Raw genomic sequence first — 19,015 nt, forward strand, 5'->3', positions numbered from 1 at the left:
ACCAGTGAGCAGACTCGAAGGTACGGCGAAAGTTACTGGAACAGCTAAGTATGCGGCAGAGTATCCTGCGGAAAACCTGCTATTTGGCTATGTGGTTAGCAGTCCGATCACTAAAGGAAAAATCCTTAATATCGACATCAGTAAGGCCCTGGCAATTCCTGGTGTAATTGAAGTGATCTCACACCTCAACCGCCCCAAACTGGCCTGGCTTGATATTCAATATACCGACATGGATGCCCCGCCCGGCACCGTGTTTAAACCGCTGCTCGACGAAAACATACTATACAATGGTCAGCCCATTGCCCTTGTTGTAGCCGAAAGTTTTGAAACCGCCAGATATGCATCCAGCCAAATTAATTTTGAGTTCCAGGAACAGGTTCATCAAACCATTCTTGAGCGAAATCTGACCGAAGCGCGGGCACCCAAGAAAGGTTTGGCAACCGCATTGAAACCACCCCCACCTCCACCAACAGGAAATTTCGAAGAGGCTTTCGAAAACGCAGCCGTAAAGGTAGCATCTGAATATCGGCATGGGACTGAACATCACAACCCCATAGAACTGTTCGCTACCACAACAATATATGAAGGAAACGGGAAGCTGAAGATCTATGATAAAACCCAGGGCACCATTAATAATCAGCTGTATGTGGCAAATATTTTTGGCCTGAAATATAAAGACGTGCAGGTTTTGGCACCATTCGTTGGCGGTGCTTTTGGTTCTGGATTAAGACCCCAGTATCAGCTTTTTCTTTGTGTTATGGCTGCACTCCATTTAAAAAGAAATGTGCGCGTGGTGCTAGACAGAAAGCAAATGTTTTCATTTGTACATCGGCCGCCATCAATACAATTACTTAGGTTTGCATCAGATATAAACGGTCGCCTAACGGCTTTAGGCCACAGTGCCTTTGCAGAAACATCAAATTTCGAGGATTATACAGAGCCGACTGCTGGCTGGAGCCACAGGCTCTATGCTGCTCCAAATACGCTGTTTGAGCATCAGATTGTGCCACTTGATGTATATACCCCTATGGATATGCGGGCACCTGGAGGTAGCACGGCCTTGCATGCAATAGAATGCACCATGGATGAACTATCCTACAAGCTTAACATCGATCCCCTGGAGCTGCGTTTGCTTAATTATTCGGAAATGGATCCCTCTGCTAAAGAGCCATATACCAGTAAAGCACTTCGGGCATGTTACCTGGAGGCTGCTGAAAAGTTCGGGTGGAGCAACAGGAGCCCCGAACCGCGAAGCATGACCCGTGGCAACAAACTCATCGGTTATGGAATGGCTACAGGAATCTGGGATGCTTTTCAGTTTCCAGCAAGGGTGCAGGCTATAATAAATAGAGAAGGAAAGCTAATCCTTCACAACGCTACTACGGATATTGGTACAGGAACCTTAACCGTTATGACTCAAATTGCTGCAGATGAACTTGGCCTTGCCATGGAAGATGTGGATTTTCAATATGGCGACAGCAAAAAGCCATTTTCTATGTTCCAGGGTGGGTCAGCCATTACCTCTTCAACAGGAGTAGCGATCCTTATGGCAGCCAAATCGTTGCGCAAAAAACTACTTAAAAAAGCCGCTCAAATGCCCGACTCTCCATTCAGAAAAGCGGATGATGAGATGGTATATTTCAGCAATGGCTCTTTGCACCTCAAAGAAAATGAATCTGCGAAAATTTCCTTGAAAGAGATCATCGCTTTCAACAAGGGGGTGGCCATTAAAACCACAAAGATGGGCAATCCTCATATGATTAAGCTTCGTAAATATAGCCTGGCCACACATAGTGCCTGTTTTGTTGAAGTTGAAGTGGATAAGGATTTAGGTACGGTTCAGGTTACCCGAGCGGTGAGTGCCATCGCGGCAGGCAAAATCATCAACCCAAAAACGGCCAAAAGCCAGATCTCAGGCTCTATGATTTGGGGCATCAGTAAAGCCTTGCACGAAGAAACCATTATGGATGGGAACCTGGGAAAATATATGAATGCAAATCTGGGTGAATACCATATTCCTGTACATGCAGATATCGGGCAACTCGATGTAATCTTTGTAGAAGAAAAGGATGAATTAATCAACGAATTGGGAACTAAGGGTGTCGGAGAAATCGGCCTTGTAGGCATGCCTGCTGCAATTTCAAACGCAGTTTTCCATGCAACTGGTAAACGCATCAGAAAGCTGCCGATCCATTTAGATGATTTGATTTAATCTCATAGAAGATTAATCCAACCTTTCCACGTTTTAGAGAACAACCCTTACTCTGAAACGTGGAAGGACTATATTCCCAAATAATCCATACAAAAAGATAGCAGGCTGAAGAATCAGCAAGCATCAACTACAAAGCCTGCCCACCATTTAAACTTAAAAAATAGCTCATAGCTGAATCATCTTCCCTTCAACACTGATGAGTTCCAAAAAAGTTTGGCAAGGGCGGGGTGCGGCCAATTTTTGTAAAATGGCAACGATGTCCTGAACCACCCTTAAAAATGTCGTACCCAGGTGCCAACAATTCGGCCTGTCAAAATTAGATTTGTTGGATAAGATCAATATCTATGCAGCCAATCACCGTAAGCATCCAAGTCAACGCCCCCATACAACGCGTATGGAAATTGTGGAACACGCCAGAGGACATCAGAAAATGGAACAACGTATCCGAAGACTGGCATACCCCATCGGCCGAGAATGATCTGCGCCCTGGTGGAAAGCTAAAACTGGTAATGGGCCTGAAGGATGGAAGTTTCAGCTTTGACTTCAACGCTACCTATAACCAGGTAAAGACTCATGAGCTAATCAGCTATACCCTTTCCGATGGCCGCCATTCGACCATTACTTTTACTGGAACCAACCCTGTCACCATAGCCGAGACCTTTGAGCCCAACGCTACCGATCCGCTGGACATGCAAACTGATTTTTGCAGTGCCGTGCTGGTCTCTTTCAAAAAATATGCGGAATCGCAAGAGGAACAATAACCATCACTCAAGATAGGCTCCTGTCCCGTTCTTTTTATAAAAGCATGCGGGTTCGCAACAATCTTTTCACTGGAATCTAAAATTTGAATTAGACTTTTTACTTAACTGATATCCAAGGTTTTTCCCGTATTATGGTTCTTATTATATCGGGCTCAATCTGTACCGTAAAGCTGATACAGGTGCTCCTGTTACGGCAATGTTTAGCATAATTATTGCTTTCGTTTCATGAAGTAACAATTTAATCGTTTAGGAGGGAATAATTATAATCAGGCTGTGAATGTTGGCTATTTTTTAACAAATTGCAATTTTTTACAACCTATTACATGACGACCAAACTACCCAACGAACTAGCCACCAAACCACATTACCCTATATTAGATGGACTTCGCGGTATCGCAGCGATAATCGTTGTAACCTTTCACCTGGCCGAGCCATTTTCAACAAGCAATCTGGATAAATTCGTTAACCATGGTTACCTGGCTGTCGACTTTTTCTTTTTATTATCTGGCTTCGTGATCGGCTACGCTTACGATGATCGATGGCAGAAAACTACAGTAGCAACTTTTTTCAAACGTCGTATCGAACGTCTTCAACCAATGGTGGTATTAGGCATGACCCTCGGCGCAATTGGATTCTATTTCACAGATTCTACCCTATGGCCATTGATTCATACCGTTCCTGTTTGGAAAATGTTGTTAGTTATGTTGATCGGTTACACGATCCTTCCGGTGCCACTATCGCTTGATATCCGTGGCTGGCAAGAAATGCATCCCCTTAATAGCGTAGGCTGGTCGCTGTTCTTTGAATACATTGCAAACATTTTATATGCCGTTTGGATCAGAAAATTTTCAATCCTGGCGTTGAGTATTTTAGTTGGCATTGCTGCTATCGCACTTGCACACCTGGCAATTACCAACGGTGACGTCAGTGGTGGCTGGACACTAAATATGGAACAGGTTCGGATTGGATTTACCCGAACGATGTTCCCTTTCTTTGCTGGTCTGTTATTGTCACGTATAGCAAAGCCTACCCGAATTAAGAACGCTTTTTTATGGTGCAGCCTGTTGGTAGCGATTGTACTTTACATGCCGCGAATAGGTGGTGCTGAGCAGATATGGATGAACGGGATTTATGATTCCGTTTGCATTATTATAATTTTCCCACTGATCGTATATCTTGGTGCTAGTGGCGTGATGCAATCTCAAAAAGAGAACAGGATATGCAAATTCCTTGGCGATATATCCTACCCACTTTACATGGTACATTACCCTGTGGTTTATTTTTACGTTGCATGGATCAGTAATAATAAGGGAATAACTATTGCCCAGGCATGGCCTGGTGCGTTTCTCATTTTGATAGGTGTAGTCGTTTTAGCTTATCTCGCATTGAAATGGTATGATGAACCAGTCCGCAAATGGCTGCGCAGAAAGCTTGCATAGACTGGGAGATAAAATCAGGAGTTGAATAATAACCGTTAGTGAGGAATAATATGAGCTTCGACGGAAGCAATAATAACTTTTTGGATTCTTAAATTTTTTCTACCTTCATAAAGCTTTGAAAATTAATTTCGCTTTAAATCAAAGTTGCGCACTTATGAAATTATTCTCTTTCATTACATTATTCCTTTGCTGGGGTGTTGTAAATGCTCAAACAAAAATTCAGATTAGCACAAAAAATCCCCTCCAGTTAAAGGTTGATCGGGTTGAAGTTTTTGATCTGAGTCAGAAGGAATTTTACGAACTAAACTATAGCGATTCATTAACGTTTTCATTTGAAAAATCGAATATTGATTGCTATAATATTCGATATATCATTGGTAAAAAAACATTACGTGAACAAATATGGTTAAACCCTGGAAATCCTAAGGTGTTAGTTCATCTTGACAGTGCAAAGGTTACAGTAGATACGGTTCTAAATTCTGCTTCGTATAATGAACACGCAAATTTTAAAAGGGTATACAAAGAACTTTTACAAAAGAAAGATACCGTTCAACTAAACCAGATATTACTCGAATCCTTCCGAAGGAATTTAGATAATCCCTTCTCGCTTTTATACGGTGATTTGTACTTGAATATCAACCAGAATTCTAAAATTCAACTTTTGAAGCTTAAACCGTTATTACAAAGCCAGGGCGATAAGTTTAAATGGTTTGTTTTATACTCAGGAGTTGTAAATCGCTTCCATACCTTATTAACTCAGAACAATATAGATCTGGCTGGATATTCCTTTTATGACCGACAAAATCAAATAACAAAAATTGCCCCCAAAAACTCTGCATATATAGTATTAGATTTTTGGTTTTTAACTTGCATCCCGTGCTTAAAAGACCACAAAGAAATAGCAAAAAACATCAGCGAGATTGACAAAAGGAATGCTGAATTTATTAGCATCTCCATTGATTCAGATTTGCAAAAATGGAAAAATTATATAAAAAGCAATAACTACACCTGGCGAAATTATTTACAGATAAAACCAGTTACTATAACGAATGATTTTAATAAGCAGCTATCCTACCTATATTATTTTAAACAGAGCAGGAGAAATTATGAGTATAAATAATTCATTTACAGAAGTAATGAATTGGTTAACTAACGTCAAGAAAGACTAGCGGAAATCAGCATATCAATGTTATTTCATTTACCAAATACGAAAATTCACAATACCAATGTACTGCAGCATGTTATAGATTTTGAGCAATTGTGTGACTAATTTGTTTGATTGGTTGTTATGATTTATACACCAGTACAAAGCTCCCCATTTACAGGCACTATTAAATAATGAATATAATCTCCCCAAACTTTTTACCATTCCTATGGTTATTTGTTCAAGATGAACTACTAGTTGCTATATGGAAAACTTTACAATGCTGCAGTATTTCCAATGGTATTATCCTGCTGACGGGAGCCTTTGGAAAAAAATAACAAAAGACGCGAAAGAACTAAAAGCCTTCGGAATTGATACATTATGGATTCCTCCAGCCCACAAGGGAATGGATGGAAAAGAATCCACGGGATATGACGTGTACGACCATTACGATTTAGGCGAGTTTGACCAAAAAGGCTCCATAGCCACGAAGTATGGTTCTAAAGCAGAATTGCTGGAAGCAGTTGGTGCGGCGCAATCGGCTGGCCTCCAGGTTTACGCAGATATTGTACTCAACCATGTAGGAGGCGGGGATGAAACGGAAATAGTGAAGGTGAGAAAGGTGGATCCCCAAAATCGTAATGAATTTGTATCCGACCCCTACGAAATTGAAGCCTATACCAAATTCAACTTTCCTGGGAGACAGGGTAAATATTCTGATTTTAAATGGGACTACAAATGTTTTACAGGGGTAGATTTTGATAAAAAAAATGAAGAAACAGCCATCTACAGTATTCAAAATAAAGACCGTGAAGGCTGGCAGGATGTACTTGATAACGAAAATGGGAATTACGATTACCTCATGCTTTGCGATATTGATTTCCGAAATCCTTCGGTTATGGAGGAACTGAAAAAGTGGGGCGAATGGTTTCATGAAACGCTTAAGTTTGATGGTTTTAGACTCGACGCCATCAAACACATGCCACCGTTTTTTTTCAATGAATGGCTAGACCACATGAGAACTTTTACCGGAAAGGAACTCTTCACCGTCGGTGAATATTGGTCGCCAGGTCAACTGGATGTGATGCTCGAGTACATTGATGTTACTCAGGGAAGAATGTCCTTATTTGATGCCTGTTTGCAGGCCAATTTTTCTACCGCGTCTAAACAAGGGGCCGACTATGATTTATCACAAATTTTTACGGGAACATTAGTTTCAGCAAAACCTGAACTGGCCGTAACATTGGTAGAAAATCACGACACTCAGCCCCTTCAGTCATTAGAGCAAACTGTCGAATACTGGTTTCGTCCGCTTGCCTATGCAATGATATTATTAAGGGCTACTGGCTATCCTTGCATTTTTTATCCTGATTTATACGGTGCTAAATATACCGATCAAGGAAATGATGGAGAGGAACATCAGATTGTACTCGAGCCGATTACCCAAATCCAAGCCATGTTAGGCCTTAGGCAAAATAATGTTTATGGCGAGCAAAGAGACTATTTCGACCATCCGAATTGCATAGGTTGGACAGTTAATGGTGCGCTGGAAAAACCTGGCTCTGGAATAGCTGTCCTGCTTTCCAACGGTGGAGAAGGATTCAAATCAATGGAGATCGGCAAAGCCTTTGCGGGTAGAACTTTTCACGACCGACTTGGGGTGGTTGATTCTGAAGTTGTAATAAATGAAGATGGCTGGGGCGAGTTCCTGTGTGGCGCTGGCTCTGTTTCGGCCTGGACAGCTGATTAATTTTTAATAGAATCACCCCAAATCTCGATATAAACTTACGACCATGAAAAAGCAAAATTTTTTCGAAAGTGCTGCAAATCAGATAACCTGTTGGACAGGAAGCTCATCTGCCTTCCTCATTGCTTTTGGAATTGTATTGATCTGGGGCATCAGTGGCCCCATATTCCACTTTTCGGATACCTGGCAATTGGTGATCAATACAGGAACAACCATCGTGACTTTTCTGATGGTATTTTTAATCCAGAAAACGCAAAACAAGGATTCGAAAGCGATACAATTAAAGCTTAATGAATTAATTGCCGCAAGCAGGCATGCGAGTAATCGAATGGTCGACATTGAGGATTTAAATGAATCCGAACTTGATGTCCTGCATAAATATTATGAAAAACTCTCCGATGTTGCCGAGAAGGATGATGATATCCATAAATCGCATTCCATTGATTCAGCAAAAGAACTTGCCGAAAAGAAACAACAGGACAACAAGATAAATTAATTTATATGAATCTAAATTTTGAAAGATAAGCTCAATGTCCAACGTCGAAGAAATAATTGCATTCAATAAGAATCGTTTCCCTGAAGTATTGAAACTCAAATATCAGGCGATGCTTGAAAATGGGTTTCGTTTTTACCGTGGTACTTGCCATTTGTTTTACAAACACCTATCCCAGGAAAAGGCTATGCCTGCATCCCCTGTCGGCTGGATTTGTGGAGACTTGCACCTGGAAAATTTCGGTAGCTATCGGGGCAATAATAAAATGGTTTATTTCGACTTAAATGATTTCGACGAGGCGATTAAAGCACCAGTTCTTTGGGAGGTTATTCGCCTAATCACAAGTATATTTATTGCTTTTCAAAGTTTCGAGATAGAATCTGAGCAGGCGATGAATATGGTCTTGCTATTTATCAAAAGTTACTCAACAACTTTGTGCAGTGGAAAAGCAGTCGATTTGGACCCCAGAACATCCAAGGGAATTGTTTGTGATTTTTTAAAAAGGGCTGAACAGAGTTCTGATGATGATTTACTCAAAAAAAGAACCTATGAGAAAAAAGGTAAGCTTGTATTGGATTTGCAAGATGAGCGGCATTTTGAAGTTAATAAAGATTTAAAAAAGGAACTTAAGCAGCACATTATCACATGGCTCGAGGAAAATGATGAAAGTCCTTACAATTATAGAGTTAAAGATGTCGTTTACCGATTAGCAGGAACTGGGAGCCTTGGGCAAAAGAGATACTTGTTCCTTTTAAAAAGCATCAATACAAAAGACAGTTACCTGCTTATTGACATGAAGCAGGCTTTTGATTCTTCTCTCATGCCCTATTTCAAAAAAGTGCAGCCTGCATTCGAAGACAATGCCAACAGGATTATCACCATACAGAAACGAATGCAGCATGTATCAGCTTCACTGCTCTCAACCAGCCGCTTTAAAAATGAAGATTATGTCATGCAGGAGCTTCAGCCAGTTAAGGACACGATCGATTTTAAGATTTTAAAAAATGATTACCGCAATATGTATCAGGTAATTGATGACATGGCCATACTAACCGCCTCGGCACAGTTGCGCAGTACAGGTATGGATGGATCTGCAACTAAGGATGAATTAATGGCTTTTGGCCGACAGGAAAAATGGAAGCTGATTTTGCCCGGGATTGCAATTAAGCTTGCCTCAAAGGTTTTTACGGATTATCATCATTTTGAGGATGCCTGCAAGAATGGCCCCTTGAAGGACTCCATATTGGGTGTCTAAACTTTCGGATTCGATTCATCTATCTTTGAAAACATAGAAAGAAATTAATCGCTGTTGAACGTTAATTTTTCTCTATTAATTTTTCTCTTACGATCGAGGTAACATCAGTCGCAATAATCATAATCGAATTCGTAACCTCAGATTTATTCTTTATCGGCTCATATATAAAATTAAAATAGACCACTTCTTCTGCGCCATTTATAAATAGTGAAACAGGCGATTCCCTGCCTACATAACGTTTACCCGTAGTATAAACTTCATCCAGGATGTCAAGATATGGTTGTCCTGCAAGTTCAGGCAAAGCTTCAGCGAGTGGCTTTCCAATTACAGATTTGTTTTTACCCCATAACTGAAGTATCAAACTATTCGCTACCTCAATTTTCAAATGGCGATATTTTAACACACCAAATGCTATAGGTGCCTGTTCCAAAAACAGATTAATATCATCACGCATCCGGGAGAGATTTCGGTTTAACAATACTCCGAGGTTATAAGCATCACTAAGTTCTTCATGAGCTGTATTTAGATCTGAATGCGCTAAGTTTAATTCGGATTTGAACAATGAATTTTCGGTTCTTGCTTCAGCAAATTCAAGAAAAGGTTTATCAAATAAACTAAGCGAGAGGAGCTGTCCAGACAACATTTGTGTAATATGCCCAAGTTTCTCCCGATCTTCAACACGCATACTTAAATATTCAGAACTATTAATCCGAACCTCTCCAAAATTTATTCCATCTTGACTCAACAATATCGAAGTGTATGTTTTTTCAACTCCATCTACCTCAGTCGAAGGAACAACGTTAATTATAAAATCGTTGAATTTAAAAGTTCTCTCGATCAACACATATACATGATCAACAATTGCCTGTTTTACTTTGCTCATTGAGGATTGAACTTCCTGAATACCTTTAATTTCTCCCATATAAATACCTTCCTTTTTCCATCTTATCAGTTTAAAATTAGTGTTGCCTCACATTCACAGGATAAACCCATCAACACAGAAAGTTAGATTTTTATCCTATTTAAAATCTGTTTTTAAAAGCCGTTTGAGCCATTTGTATTTTTACCTACGCCCCATCCAGATAAGGGGTAGCCGATTATCAAAAAAAACCTGCGATTAATACGCAATGTATCGAAATTATGCTAGCTTTATGCAAGCCGAGTTAACTATCGTCTTATTTCATCCAAATAACTTTAGCCTACCGTTCGATTAGTGAGGATTTCTTGAAGAAAGAACGAATATCCAGCAAAACTAAATTACAATGTGCCGCTTCAAATTTGCAAATTATCTCAATTACGAACAAAGTGCTTTATGATAAATGACAATCTGGAAACACAATTAAAAGAAAGGGTATTAATCAAATCAGGTATCATCAGTATAACCGAAACAGATTGTCGGTTAATTTCCGAGCTTGTATTCCTAAAAACCAAAAACTATATTTCAGAATCAAATTTAAAACGCATTTATGGTTTTTCCCGGAACAAGAATGCTTTACCAACCCCATTTGTTTTAAACAGCCTGAGTCAATTTATCGGCTTCGAAAACTGGAAGGATTTCGTCGACCAGGAATCATTTAGGTAAGTCGTTTAAATTGCTTTTGAATTGTTTAAAATAGGAAGAATATTTCGATCAGTCATTAAGGTTTTTAAACCCATAATATCTCCAGAATTCAGTAAAACCTGGAATTTTTAGTAACAAATCGGTTTAGGTAATTCCTTTAATTAAATTCCTGATGAAAAATTGGATCGATTAGCGAATATAATAGGTTCAAATTGTTGATGACTTAAAAGAGCAAAAGATTGAATTAGAATATTTTAAAACCCATAACCACAGCCCCGTTTAGTTGAAAATTTAGAACACAAATATTTGGAATGTCAAGACAATATTTTGTAACACTTAGTTTCAGCACCATACCAAAAAACCTTCGTTTTATGATACAAAAATGTAATACGAACATCAAACTAAGGTGTAAGCTTACGATAGATTGCTTTCCTCTGAAAACGTTAAAGCCTTGAGATAGATGCCATTTCGTCAACCGCAATAGTGATTGATTTTGGTTCCGTTTGCACTGGGGGCAAACATGATTGAAGACCAAAGTCATGTAATTTAAAAATATATTTATCTGCTGACTGTTTATATGAGGCCATATATTTAGGGGCAATAGAAAAAATGTACCCGGCATTCCTAACAATTAATTTTGCCTCCTCTACATTATCAATTTTTCCAATAAATTTTCGAAAGTCATTCGGTGTGTTTATAACTTTAATTGATTTATCTTTTTTGACGGCTACAATATAGTAAGAACAAAATCCTGGACCACACGCCGAAAAAAAACCTACAAAACTAAATGTTTTTTTTACATACTTAGAGTACTTAATATCTCCAAGTTGAGCTATTATTTGTTGTTCAGATCTGGAGGAGCTGAATATGCTGGGATTATAGATGCATTCCCAATACAGATAATCATCAATATTTTTAATTGATTTAAAATCTGAGTCATCAGATGTAATAGGATTATATTCATCTTGTACACTAATTGCCGCAAAGCCATAATTAATGAGTGCTACCATTATTAAAAAAAGAGTGTTTATTTTAATATTCATACTATTATAGATGTTCTGTACCAATAAATTCCATAAAACTATTAATAAAGATAAGACATCATATTATATACAAGGGGATAGCTAATTTGAATTTTTATTAAAAGTTCGTTTTTTGAGACCATAGAAAAATAGTAATTACTGTTGAATTTGATTTTTTGTATTCCGAATTGCTTTTAAGCCAAGATCAATAATACCCTTAAGAAATTCTTTGTTATGTCCAAACACATAATCATTTACAACCTGCGTAGAATAATTATTAATATGCTCGATGGTCTTTTTATCTATCGTGTCAGGTTGAATATTTTTTTTTCGGCGCAACAAATATCTTTTGTCCGTTTGAGTACCATCTATCACTAAACAATATTTACCAGATAAGGGGAAATAATAATGAAAACTACCTGTAAACCTTGCGTTTTTTATTCCTCCAATACCAGTATTGTATTCGACAAAGCATCAAAACTATTTCAGAATCTCATAATACAACCATTTTTTGATAAACGTCCTCAAATGACATTATCGAAAAACAAGGTCATCTATTAGGATTCTTAGCATCCATAGAAGCTCTCCTTGGATTGCCAGAATGTTAAAATTGTTAAAGATTGGTTTATCCACTCAAATTCTCCAAAATCACTTTATTGAGCATCAGAATCCTTAGTTTTGCTTATATGAAAGATACTAGTTACGAAATTAGCGCTGAAGGTGAACAGCAATTGGATGATAAGTTAGCAAGATCTAAGAAAGAAGTCGTTATATCAAGCTTGATAACCATCATATTACCATTAGGTTTTATTGCCCTGAAAAGTGATTTTTATAAAGACGTGACGCTACCAGCAGTTTTTGCTGGAATTGTTGGGATGCTAATTGGTATTTTCGGGATGATTCGAGTGACTCTTCAGAGATACTTTGTTACGAAATCCATTGTGAAAAAAATTCATATACTAGAAGGTAGCTCTTTTATTACAACTTTTGGCGGAAAGACAACGAAGATTTTGAGCGATGATTTTAAGATATATGAAGGTTATCGCGGAAATGCAAAAATGAAAGAAATTTTTGACGAACCGACTTTCAGATTGGAACATTACAAAGAAGGGCAAACGTTTTATATTATAAGCCCTTATTGGAATCAATGGGATGAGATAAAGTCGTATTTTGCGGAGCGAGCTTAAGACTGGTTAAATCTGATAAATTAAAACTTGAAGTGGTCTTCCATAGGAACGCTTTTTTTGTTGTAAAAAAAGTTGAGTAGAAATAATTCTTCAATACAAACACCCTTTGACGAGGAATATTATACATTCGTATGCAATCGTTATCTTTACTGCATAACTGTCGTTCCATTATGTTCAAATGAAAAATAAGTAGAGTTCTGTTAAACCAGTAACAATAAAATTTGAAAAACTTCAGTAATCGTTAATATTACCGAAGTTTTCTTGTACTCAAGAGGAGATTCGAACTCCCACACCCATACAGGCGCCAGCCCCTCAAGCTGGTGCGTCTACCAATTTCGCCACCTGAGTTTGTGTTGCAAATATAATTTAATTTTAGATTTCAGAAACCGTTAATTACAATTCAATTTTTAAACCATCATAAGCCAGTCTGATATTCGCAGGCAAGCTGTTTTCTACATTTTCATGCAAGCCTAAATTGTGGCTGATATGCGTTAAATAAGTCGTTTCAGCTCCAACCTTTTCGGCAAAAGCGATGGCTTCATTTAACGTAAAGTGCGAAATATGAGATTCTTTTTGTAAGGCATTAATCACCAGCACTTTGGTTCCTTTAATTTTTTCAAATGAAGCTTCAGAAACAGTTTTTGCATCGGTAATGTAAGTAAAATCACCAACACGGTAACCCGTAATCGGCAATAGATGGTGCATTACTTCGAAAGGAATAATATTGTGCTCCCCTATTTTAAAATCTTCACCATTGGTAACGGTATGAAGATTAATTTGTGGCAGACCATGGTATTTCGTTTCCGCAAAAATGTAGTAAAACTCTCTTTTTAAGGCAGTTTGAACACGTTCAGTAGCATAAACATCAATTACCTTGTGCAGCAAATAATTAAACGGCCGAATATCATCCAGTCCTGCAATGTGGTCTTTATGCTCATGGGTAAATAAAACAGCATCCAAATCTTTTACTTTTGCACGCAAAAGCTGGTAACGAAAATCAGGTCCGCTATCTACAACAATTGTTTTATCACCCAACTCGATTAAAATGGAAGTTCTTAAACGATTATTCCGCTGATCTGTAGAGGTACAAACTTCACAATTACAAGCAATTACAGGAACGCCTTGAGAGGTACCAGTACCTAAAAAAGTAACTTTCATCGTAATAAACCTTCCTTTCTATTCGTGTAATTTGAGTTTTTTATAACCATTAAAATAATTCAGTTTGTTGTAGCGAGTGAAAGAATTGTCTTTGCTTATCATCTAAAAGGTTTTCATCAGGATTGGTTTCCTTAACCAGCATAACCAGCGCAGCAATTTTTCCTTCGAGATTGGAGAATTTATTAACCACAACAACCTTATTATGCTCTAATAAGCAAGAGCCCGTTTTAAAGTTTCCCTTTTCGTAACGAACCTTATAGCCCATGGCAAAAAGCAGGAGCTCTAATTTTTCTAAGGTATGATTTGTTAGTGGCAACGACATTAGAACAAACTTAGAGAAATCTAAGCAGCATTCATAAATCGAAGGTAAAAAAATTGATTACAGATGAATGTTAAATTTTTATTAAGCTTTCCTGGATTAGGCTAAAGATCATCCCAGTCCAACAATTCAGGTGCTGGTTCAGGTATTATTTTTTCCTTAGGAACTTCAACAAAATTTACAATCTGCCCATCACGTATTTGGATTGCATGCGCAATTTTACAGGCAATTTGTTTTACACCTCCAAAAGCACTGTCGTCGCTATAGTGTACGCCAAGTGCAATTAAAACCGCCCTGTCTCCGTTCAAATTTAGTGGTACATTAAGCGCTTTACCAGAGAAATGTTCCAGATTGAGGGGAATGCTCAGATCTTTCACCCTTACCTCCTCATATTCATCTCCATCAAGTTCAAAATTAAAAATAATGGCTTGCAAAATAATGTGTGTGGCCTTTGCATAAGGCTTTACTAAATTTCTAAGGTTTTCTTCGGGTAAGCTAATTCGAATGGTTTGACGATCAACAATGTTAAATTCTGTAGGCTTGAGCCAAAGTTTGCTGAATGGCGTTGCCTGATTGAATTCAAAGCCAGTTAACAGAGAAATATTTCCGTCAATCAGTTTTTTAGCGCCTGCCTTTTCTTGTGGAATTGTTTTTAAAACCGCAATTAATCGACTGTTCAACCGATTCATCAACGATGCTTCGCCATAAAATATAACCAGCGGATGGAATACTTGCCTGATGTAAGCCCCGTATTTGCTTGCCGTACCGAAATCACGGGCACTTCTTTTACTGTTCTCTGTCTGTGGTTTTTCGGAAGCTTTGTTTCTAACAACGTCCTTATTCAACCTTTTGTAAAAAATAAGGTCGCCCAGGCGCCCCCTAATGTGTAAAAATCCTTTTTGTATAGCCATTTGTTTTGTATCTTAGCATAAGAAAAAGGGATGATAACTAAAGATAGTCAATTTCTCCTGAAGCACCATCGTTCACTTAGCTTAGTCCAGCTCTACCCCACCATTACGCCGCCTTTACCCCACGTTTCAGGCCATAGCTTGTTGTATTCAAGTTCGGACCTTGTAGCTACCTTATTCGCAAAATAACGCCTGTTTACGAACAAGAACCCTTGAAGGCCCCTACATGAACCCTTCAACTTGATCTGGTAAACAAATCTCATTTCACACATTAGATTATAGAATAGATTTAATAAAAAAATGGTTCAGCTGTTTCCAACTGAACCATTTTTAATCTCATCCCGCAAAGCGGAAAAAGAAAATTATCTTAAATCTACAACTTCAACGCCAGGATATTTCTTCGCATCGAAGGCAAAAGTAGTTTCTGGAACATTTACATTAGGTGAAAATGTTTTAACGTTATAGGTGTATTTATTACCATTTTTATCAAATAAAACAACATTGGCAATTTGCTTAGCTGCTTTATCAATACTTAAGCGAACTTTAAAGATTGCTTTTTTAGCATCAACAGGTGTTAAATCGATCATTTGATAAGTTTTGCCACCAGCTTTTTCTTCACCAGTGTAAACGTATTTAAAGCCTTTTTCGTAAACGGTAAAGATTTTGGCAGGATTAATCGCATCACCGCTGTTATCTACATTACTAACCTGAACTTCTTTATCTTTTTTTAGATAAGTCCACTGGCTTTTACCATCGCTAAACAATTCTTGATTTGTCATCGCAACTTTATACTTATTAGAATTGGCTTTAACATATAAGGTACCTTGTTGCGTTTCCTTAACCTTAGCTTTTGGGTTATCTAAAGTAAAGCTGAAATCGGTTTTAACCACATTGTACGACTTATATTTTTTACTTACCTCTGCTAAAATTGCTTTAGCTTTCGCATCAGTTTGAGCATAGGTTGTTGTTGTAAAAGCAACTACAACCATTAATGCTGAAATTAATTTCTTCATCTTGTGTTTTTTAAATATCTATTAAAACGTTAGAGTAAATTTTCTCTTATTAGTTTAATTAACCTTTGTCATTTAAACTATTCAAGAACTGTTCCAAAGAATATTCATCAGGATATAAAACTTCGCGGGCCTTGCTACCTTCAAACGGACCAACAATTCCTGCTGCCTCCAGTTGATCGATAATCCTACCTGCACGGTTATAGCCCAATTTCAATTTACGCTGGATAAGTGATGTAGAACCTTGCTGATGCATAACAATCAGTCTGGCAGCATCTTCGAAGAATTTATCACGTTCGTTTGGATCAAAATCTGCCTTACTCCCCTCACCAGCTTCATCAACATATTCTGGCAATTGATAAGCATCAGAATATCCTCGCTGGTTGCCAATATATTCAGAAATACGATCGACTTCAGGTGTATCAACGAAAGCACACTGTAGCCTGATTAAGTCGCTCCCTGTAGATAAAAGCATATCTCCGCGTCCAATCAGCTGGTCGGCGCCACCACTATCTAGAATGGTTCTGGAGTCAATTTTCGATAAAACCCTAAACGCTAACCTCGCAGGGAAGTTGGCTTTAATGGTACCCGTAATAATGTTTACCGATGGACGCTGTGTAGCTAAAACAAGGTGAATTCCAATCGCACGAGCCAACTGAGCCAAACGTGCAATCGGTGCCTCAACCTCTTTACCAGCAGTCATCATTAAATCGGCAAACTCATCAACAACCAACACAATGAACGGTAAGAATCGGTGTCCGTTATTCGGATTAAGCTTACGTTTGATAAACTTATCGTTGTATTCTTTTAAGTTTCTAACCTGCGCATCTTTTAACAAATCGTAACGCTGATCCATCTCAATACACAAAGAATTTAAGGTGTTTACAACCTTTTTGGTATCTGTGATAATTGCATCGGCCTCTCCTGGTAACTTCGCTAAAAAGTGGCGTTCAATTCTATTAAATAAAGTTAACTCTACCTTTTTAGGATCGACCAATACAAATTTTAATTGCGCAGGATGTTTCTTAAATAATAGAGAAACAAGAATTGCGTTAATACCTACCGATTTACCCTGACCAGTAGCACCCGCTACCAGTAAGTGAGGCATTTTAGCTAAATCGGCAATGTAAACCTCATTGCTAATCGTTTTCCCCAGGGCAATAGGTAAATCCATGGTATTTTGAACCCATTTCTCGGTATTCAAGATACTTCGCATAGGTACCATTTCAGGATGCTGATTTGGAACCTCGATACCAATTGTTCCCTTACCAGGCATTGGTGCAATAATACGAATGCCTAAGGCAGCCAATGAAAGCGCAATATCATCTTCCAGGTTTTTAATTTTCGAAATCCGAACGCCTGGAGCTGGAATAATTTCGTAAAGGGTAACCGTTGGCCCAATCGTAGCCTTAATCTTATCGATTTCGATATTGTAGTGATTAAGCGTTTCTACAATTTTATTTTTATTGGCCTCCAACTCTTCTGCATTAACAGAAATTTTGTTGGTACCATAATTTTCCAGTAAATCAATAGTTGGGTATTTATAACCCGATAAATCCAATTTCTCATCATAATTACCAAATTGTTCTACCAAATCATCCGATTTAATTTCCTCTTCGGTTTTCTCAATGGTAAAAGCTGGCTCCTTTTCTTCTTCAATGGTAGGTTCAACAACCAAAGGCATAGCTGCAGCCGCTGTTGCTGCTAAGGGTAAGTTTACAGCAGTAGGCGATAAAACTACAGGTGCAACAACTTCTTCCTCTTCTTTTTGTTCGAAACGACTTGGCTGTAATACTACATTTTGATGTTTACGCTCGCTTACAGGTGGTTTATCGCGAACGGGAAATTCAATTGGTTCTGAAGGTTCCTCGTAATTATTATTTCTGCCCGCATTTCTTTCCCTAACTTCATTTACAAAATCGGGCACTTCATTATCCAGGTAAACCTCTTTCGGTGTACGCTCGGGGAATTTAAAATCTATATTATAAGCAATAATTAAAATGGTTAAGCCAGCAAAGGCAATTAGGCCCGCTACACCCGCAGCACCAATTTGAGCGGCCAGCAATTTATTACTCCAGTAACCAAATTCGCCTTCAACATAATGTGGCGATTCTGACCAGAAGCTGTGTGCAAACCCAAAGGTTAGCGAAAGAAAAAGTAGAAAGAAAAAGCTGTATCCAAGTGTTTTTGAAATAGAAAGAATTCTAACCTTGAATAACAAACGATAGCCAATAATAAAGAAAGCCAACACGAATAAGAATGAGGCCACACCAAACCATTCGTAAATAAACTGATGCGATAATAAAGCGCCAAATTTACCAAGCCAGTTTTGCACAACTGGCGCATTTATACCAGCATCTTTAAGCTCTTCTGCAGTTTTAAATAAATTACTCCAACCGCCGTTTGCATCAATTACATAACTCTGGTCATCTTGCCAGGTAAATAAATATGATGTAAAAGCAATTAAAAAGTATAAAGAAAGTATAACAAAAAACAACCCTAAAATCTTAACTGCACGCCCATCTGCCAAATCGAAATTTGGTAAATATTCCCTTTTCTCTTTCGGTTGGCGGCTGGTTGCCCCTCTGCCCGATGTGTTTTCTCCACCCTTCTCTCTGAATGTATTGGTTTTAAACTGGTTACCCCTTACCGACATTTTCTATCCTTGAATTTAATAATGAACAAATATAAAATATCTGTTACGAGTTTTATATTCTGCCTCAAATTAAATAAAAATATTCAAGAGGCATTAAACCTTAAACTTAAATAATCGTCTATTATTTTAACAACACACAAGTT

At 38.1% G+C, this 19,015-nt stretch carries 16 protein-coding genes and 1 tRNA gene; 8 read left to right on the forward strand and 9 right to left on the reverse strand.

What is annotated here, in order from left to right; genetic code table 11:
• Positions 1-4 precede the first annotated feature (4 nt).
• From ACZZZI_RS20670 to ACZZZI_RS20700, 7 genes are all read left to right on the forward strand, one after another.
• On the forward strand, positions 5-2,212 hold the full coding sequence (locus ACZZZI_RS20670; RefSeq protein ID WP_463491156.1) for a xanthine dehydrogenase family protein molybdopterin-binding subunit: 2,208 nt from the start codon (positions 5-7) through the stop codon (positions 2,210-2,212).
• Between the two features lie 344 nt (positions 2,213-2,556).
• Positions 2,557-2,973, forward strand: a complete 417-nt coding sequence (locus tag ACZZZI_RS20675) for an SRPBCC domain-containing protein (protein ID WP_463491158.1) — start codon at positions 2,557-2,559, stop codon at positions 2,971-2,973.
• A 323-nt stretch (positions 2,974-3,296) separates the two neighbouring features.
• Positions 3,297-4,412: an acyltransferase family protein gene (locus ACZZZI_RS20680; RefSeq protein ID WP_463491160.1), complete on the forward strand. Its 1,116-nt coding sequence runs from the start codon at positions 3,297-3,299 to the stop codon at positions 4,410-4,412.
• Between the two features lie 154 nt (positions 4,413-4,566).
• Positions 4,567-5,532 carry a peroxiredoxin family protein gene (locus ACZZZI_RS20685; protein WP_463491162.1) on the forward strand — a complete coding sequence of 322 codons (966 nt, stop codon included), beginning with the start codon at positions 4,567-4,569 and terminating at the stop codon, positions 5,530-5,532.
• Positions 5,533-5,821: 289 nt separating this feature from the next.
• On the forward strand, positions 5,822-7,306 hold the full coding sequence (locus ACZZZI_RS20690; protein WP_463491164.1) for an alpha-amylase: 1,485 nt from the start codon (positions 5,822-5,824) through the stop codon (positions 7,304-7,306).
• Between the two features lie 43 nt (positions 7,307-7,349).
• Complete coding sequence (locus ACZZZI_RS20695; protein WP_316757789.1) at positions 7,350-7,799, forward strand: low affinity iron permease family protein; 450 nt, start codon at positions 7,350-7,352, stop codon at positions 7,797-7,799.
• Between the two features lie 34 nt (positions 7,800-7,833).
• A complete protein-coding gene (locus ACZZZI_RS20700; protein ID WP_463491166.1) occupies positions 7,834-9,051 on the forward strand; it encodes a DUF2252 family protein in 1,218 nt (405 codons plus the stop codon).
• Between the two features lie 61 nt (positions 9,052-9,112).
• Here ACZZZI_RS20700 and ACZZZI_RS20705 read toward each other — a convergent pair whose 3' ends face one another.
• The 3 genes from ACZZZI_RS20705 to ACZZZI_RS20715 form a co-directional block, all read right to left on the reverse strand.
• Positions 9,113-9,973 (reverse strand): hypothetical protein, encoded by an 861-nt coding sequence (locus ACZZZI_RS20705; RefSeq protein WP_463491168.1) that lies wholly within the window; start codon positions 9,971-9,973, stop codon positions 9,113-9,115.
• A gap of 1,082 nt (positions 9,974-11,055) precedes the next feature.
• A complete protein-coding gene (locus tag ACZZZI_RS20710) occupies positions 11,056-11,655 on the reverse strand; it encodes a hypothetical protein (RefSeq protein WP_463491170.1) in 600 nt (199 codons plus the stop codon).
• Positions 11,656-11,790: 135 nt separating this feature from the next.
• Entirely contained in the window at positions 11,791-12,009 is a 219-nt protein-coding gene (locus ACZZZI_RS20715) for a hypothetical protein (protein WP_463491172.1), read from the reverse strand.
• A gap of 311 nt (positions 12,010-12,320) precedes the next feature.
• On the opposite strand from ACZZZI_RS20715, the gene ACZZZI_RS20720 reads away from it, so the two are divergent.
• Entirely contained in the window at positions 12,321-12,821 is a 501-nt protein-coding gene (locus ACZZZI_RS20720; protein WP_463491174.1) for a hypothetical protein, read from the forward strand.
• A 264-nt stretch (positions 12,822-13,085) separates the two neighbouring features.
• Here ACZZZI_RS20720 and ACZZZI_RS20725 read toward each other — a convergent pair.
• From ACZZZI_RS20725 to ACZZZI_RS20750, 6 genes are all read right to left on the reverse strand, one after another.
• A tRNA-Leu gene (locus ACZZZI_RS20725) sits at positions 13,086-13,169 on the reverse strand.
• A 45-nt stretch (positions 13,170-13,214) separates the two neighbouring features.
• Positions 13,215-13,979, reverse strand: a complete 765-nt coding sequence (locus tag ACZZZI_RS20730; RefSeq protein ID WP_463491176.1) for an MBL fold metallo-hydrolase — start codon at positions 13,977-13,979, stop codon at positions 13,215-13,217.
• 49 nt (positions 13,980-14,028) lie between these two features.
• Complete coding sequence (locus tag ACZZZI_RS20735) at positions 14,029-14,301, reverse strand: hypothetical protein (protein WP_344768643.1); 273 nt, start codon at positions 14,299-14,301, stop codon at positions 14,029-14,031.
• Between the two features lie 101 nt (positions 14,302-14,402).
• A complete protein-coding gene (locus tag ACZZZI_RS20740) occupies positions 14,403-15,209 on the reverse strand; it encodes a hypothetical protein (protein WP_463491178.1) in 807 nt (268 codons plus the stop codon).
• A gap of 359 nt (positions 15,210-15,568) precedes the next feature.
• Positions 15,569-16,219: an outer membrane lipoprotein periplasmic chaperone LolA1 gene (lolA1, locus tag ACZZZI_RS20745; RefSeq protein ID WP_316757386.1), complete on the reverse strand. Its 651-nt coding sequence runs from the start codon at positions 16,217-16,219 to the stop codon at positions 15,569-15,571.
• Positions 16,220-16,277: 58 nt separating this feature from the next.
• Complete coding sequence (locus ACZZZI_RS20750) at positions 16,278-18,872, reverse strand: FtsK/SpoIIIE family DNA translocase (RefSeq protein WP_344768639.1); 2,595 nt, start codon at positions 18,870-18,872, stop codon at positions 16,278-16,280.
• Positions 18,873-19,015: the final 143 nt, after the last annotated feature.

This window comes from Pedobacter sp. AC190, assembly GCF_979258025.1.

Coding starts and splice junctions, on each gene's coding strand:
- ACZZZI_RS20675 (WP_463491158.1), top strand. CDS start 2,557: ATGCAGCCAATCACCGTAAGCATCCAAGTCAACGCCCCCATACAACGC.
- ACZZZI_RS20680 (WP_463491160.1), top strand. CDS start 3,297: ATGACGACCAAACTACCCAACGAACTAGCCACCAAACCACATTACCCT.
- ACZZZI_RS20685 (WP_463491162.1), top strand. CDS start 4,567: ATGAAATTATTCTCTTTCATTACATTATTCCTTTGCTGGGGTGTTGTA.
- ACZZZI_RS20690 (WP_463491164.1), top strand. CDS start 5,822: ATGGAAAACTTTACAATGCTGCAGTATTTCCAATGGTATTATCCTGCT.
- ACZZZI_RS20695 (WP_316757789.1), top strand. CDS start 7,350: ATGAAAAAGCAAAATTTTTTCGAAAGTGCTGCAAATCAGATAACCTGT.
- ACZZZI_RS20700 (WP_463491166.1), top strand. CDS start 7,834: ATGTCCAACGTCGAAGAAATAATTGCATTCAATAAGAATCGTTTCCCT.
- ACZZZI_RS20705 (WP_463491168.1), bottom strand. CDS start 9,973: ATGGGAGAAATTAAAGGTATTCAGGAAGTTCAATCCTCAATGAGCAAA.
- ACZZZI_RS20710 (WP_463491170.1), bottom strand. CDS start 11,655: ATGAATATTAAAATAAACACTCTTTTTTTAATAATGGTAGCACTCATT.
- ACZZZI_RS20720 (WP_463491174.1), top strand. CDS start 12,321: ATGAAAGATACTAGTTACGAAATTAGCGCTGAAGGTGAACAGCAATTG.
- ACZZZI_RS20730 (WP_463491176.1), bottom strand. CDS start 13,979: ATGAAAGTTACTTTTTTAGGTACTGGTACCTCTCAAGGCGTTCCTGTA.
- ACZZZI_RS20735 (WP_344768643.1), bottom strand. CDS start 14,301: ATGTCGTTGCCACTAACAAATCATACCTTAGAAAAATTAGAGCTCCTG.
- ACZZZI_RS20740 (WP_463491178.1), bottom strand. CDS start 15,209: ATGGCTATACAAAAAGGATTTTTACACATTAGGGGGCGCCTGGGCGAC.
- lolA1 (WP_316757386.1), bottom strand. CDS start 16,219: ATGAAGAAATTAATTTCAGCATTAATGGTTGTAGTTGCTTTTACAACA.
- ACZZZI_RS20750 (WP_344768639.1), bottom strand. CDS start 18,872: ATGTCGGTAAGGGGTAACCAGTTTAAAACCAATACATTCAGAGAGAAG.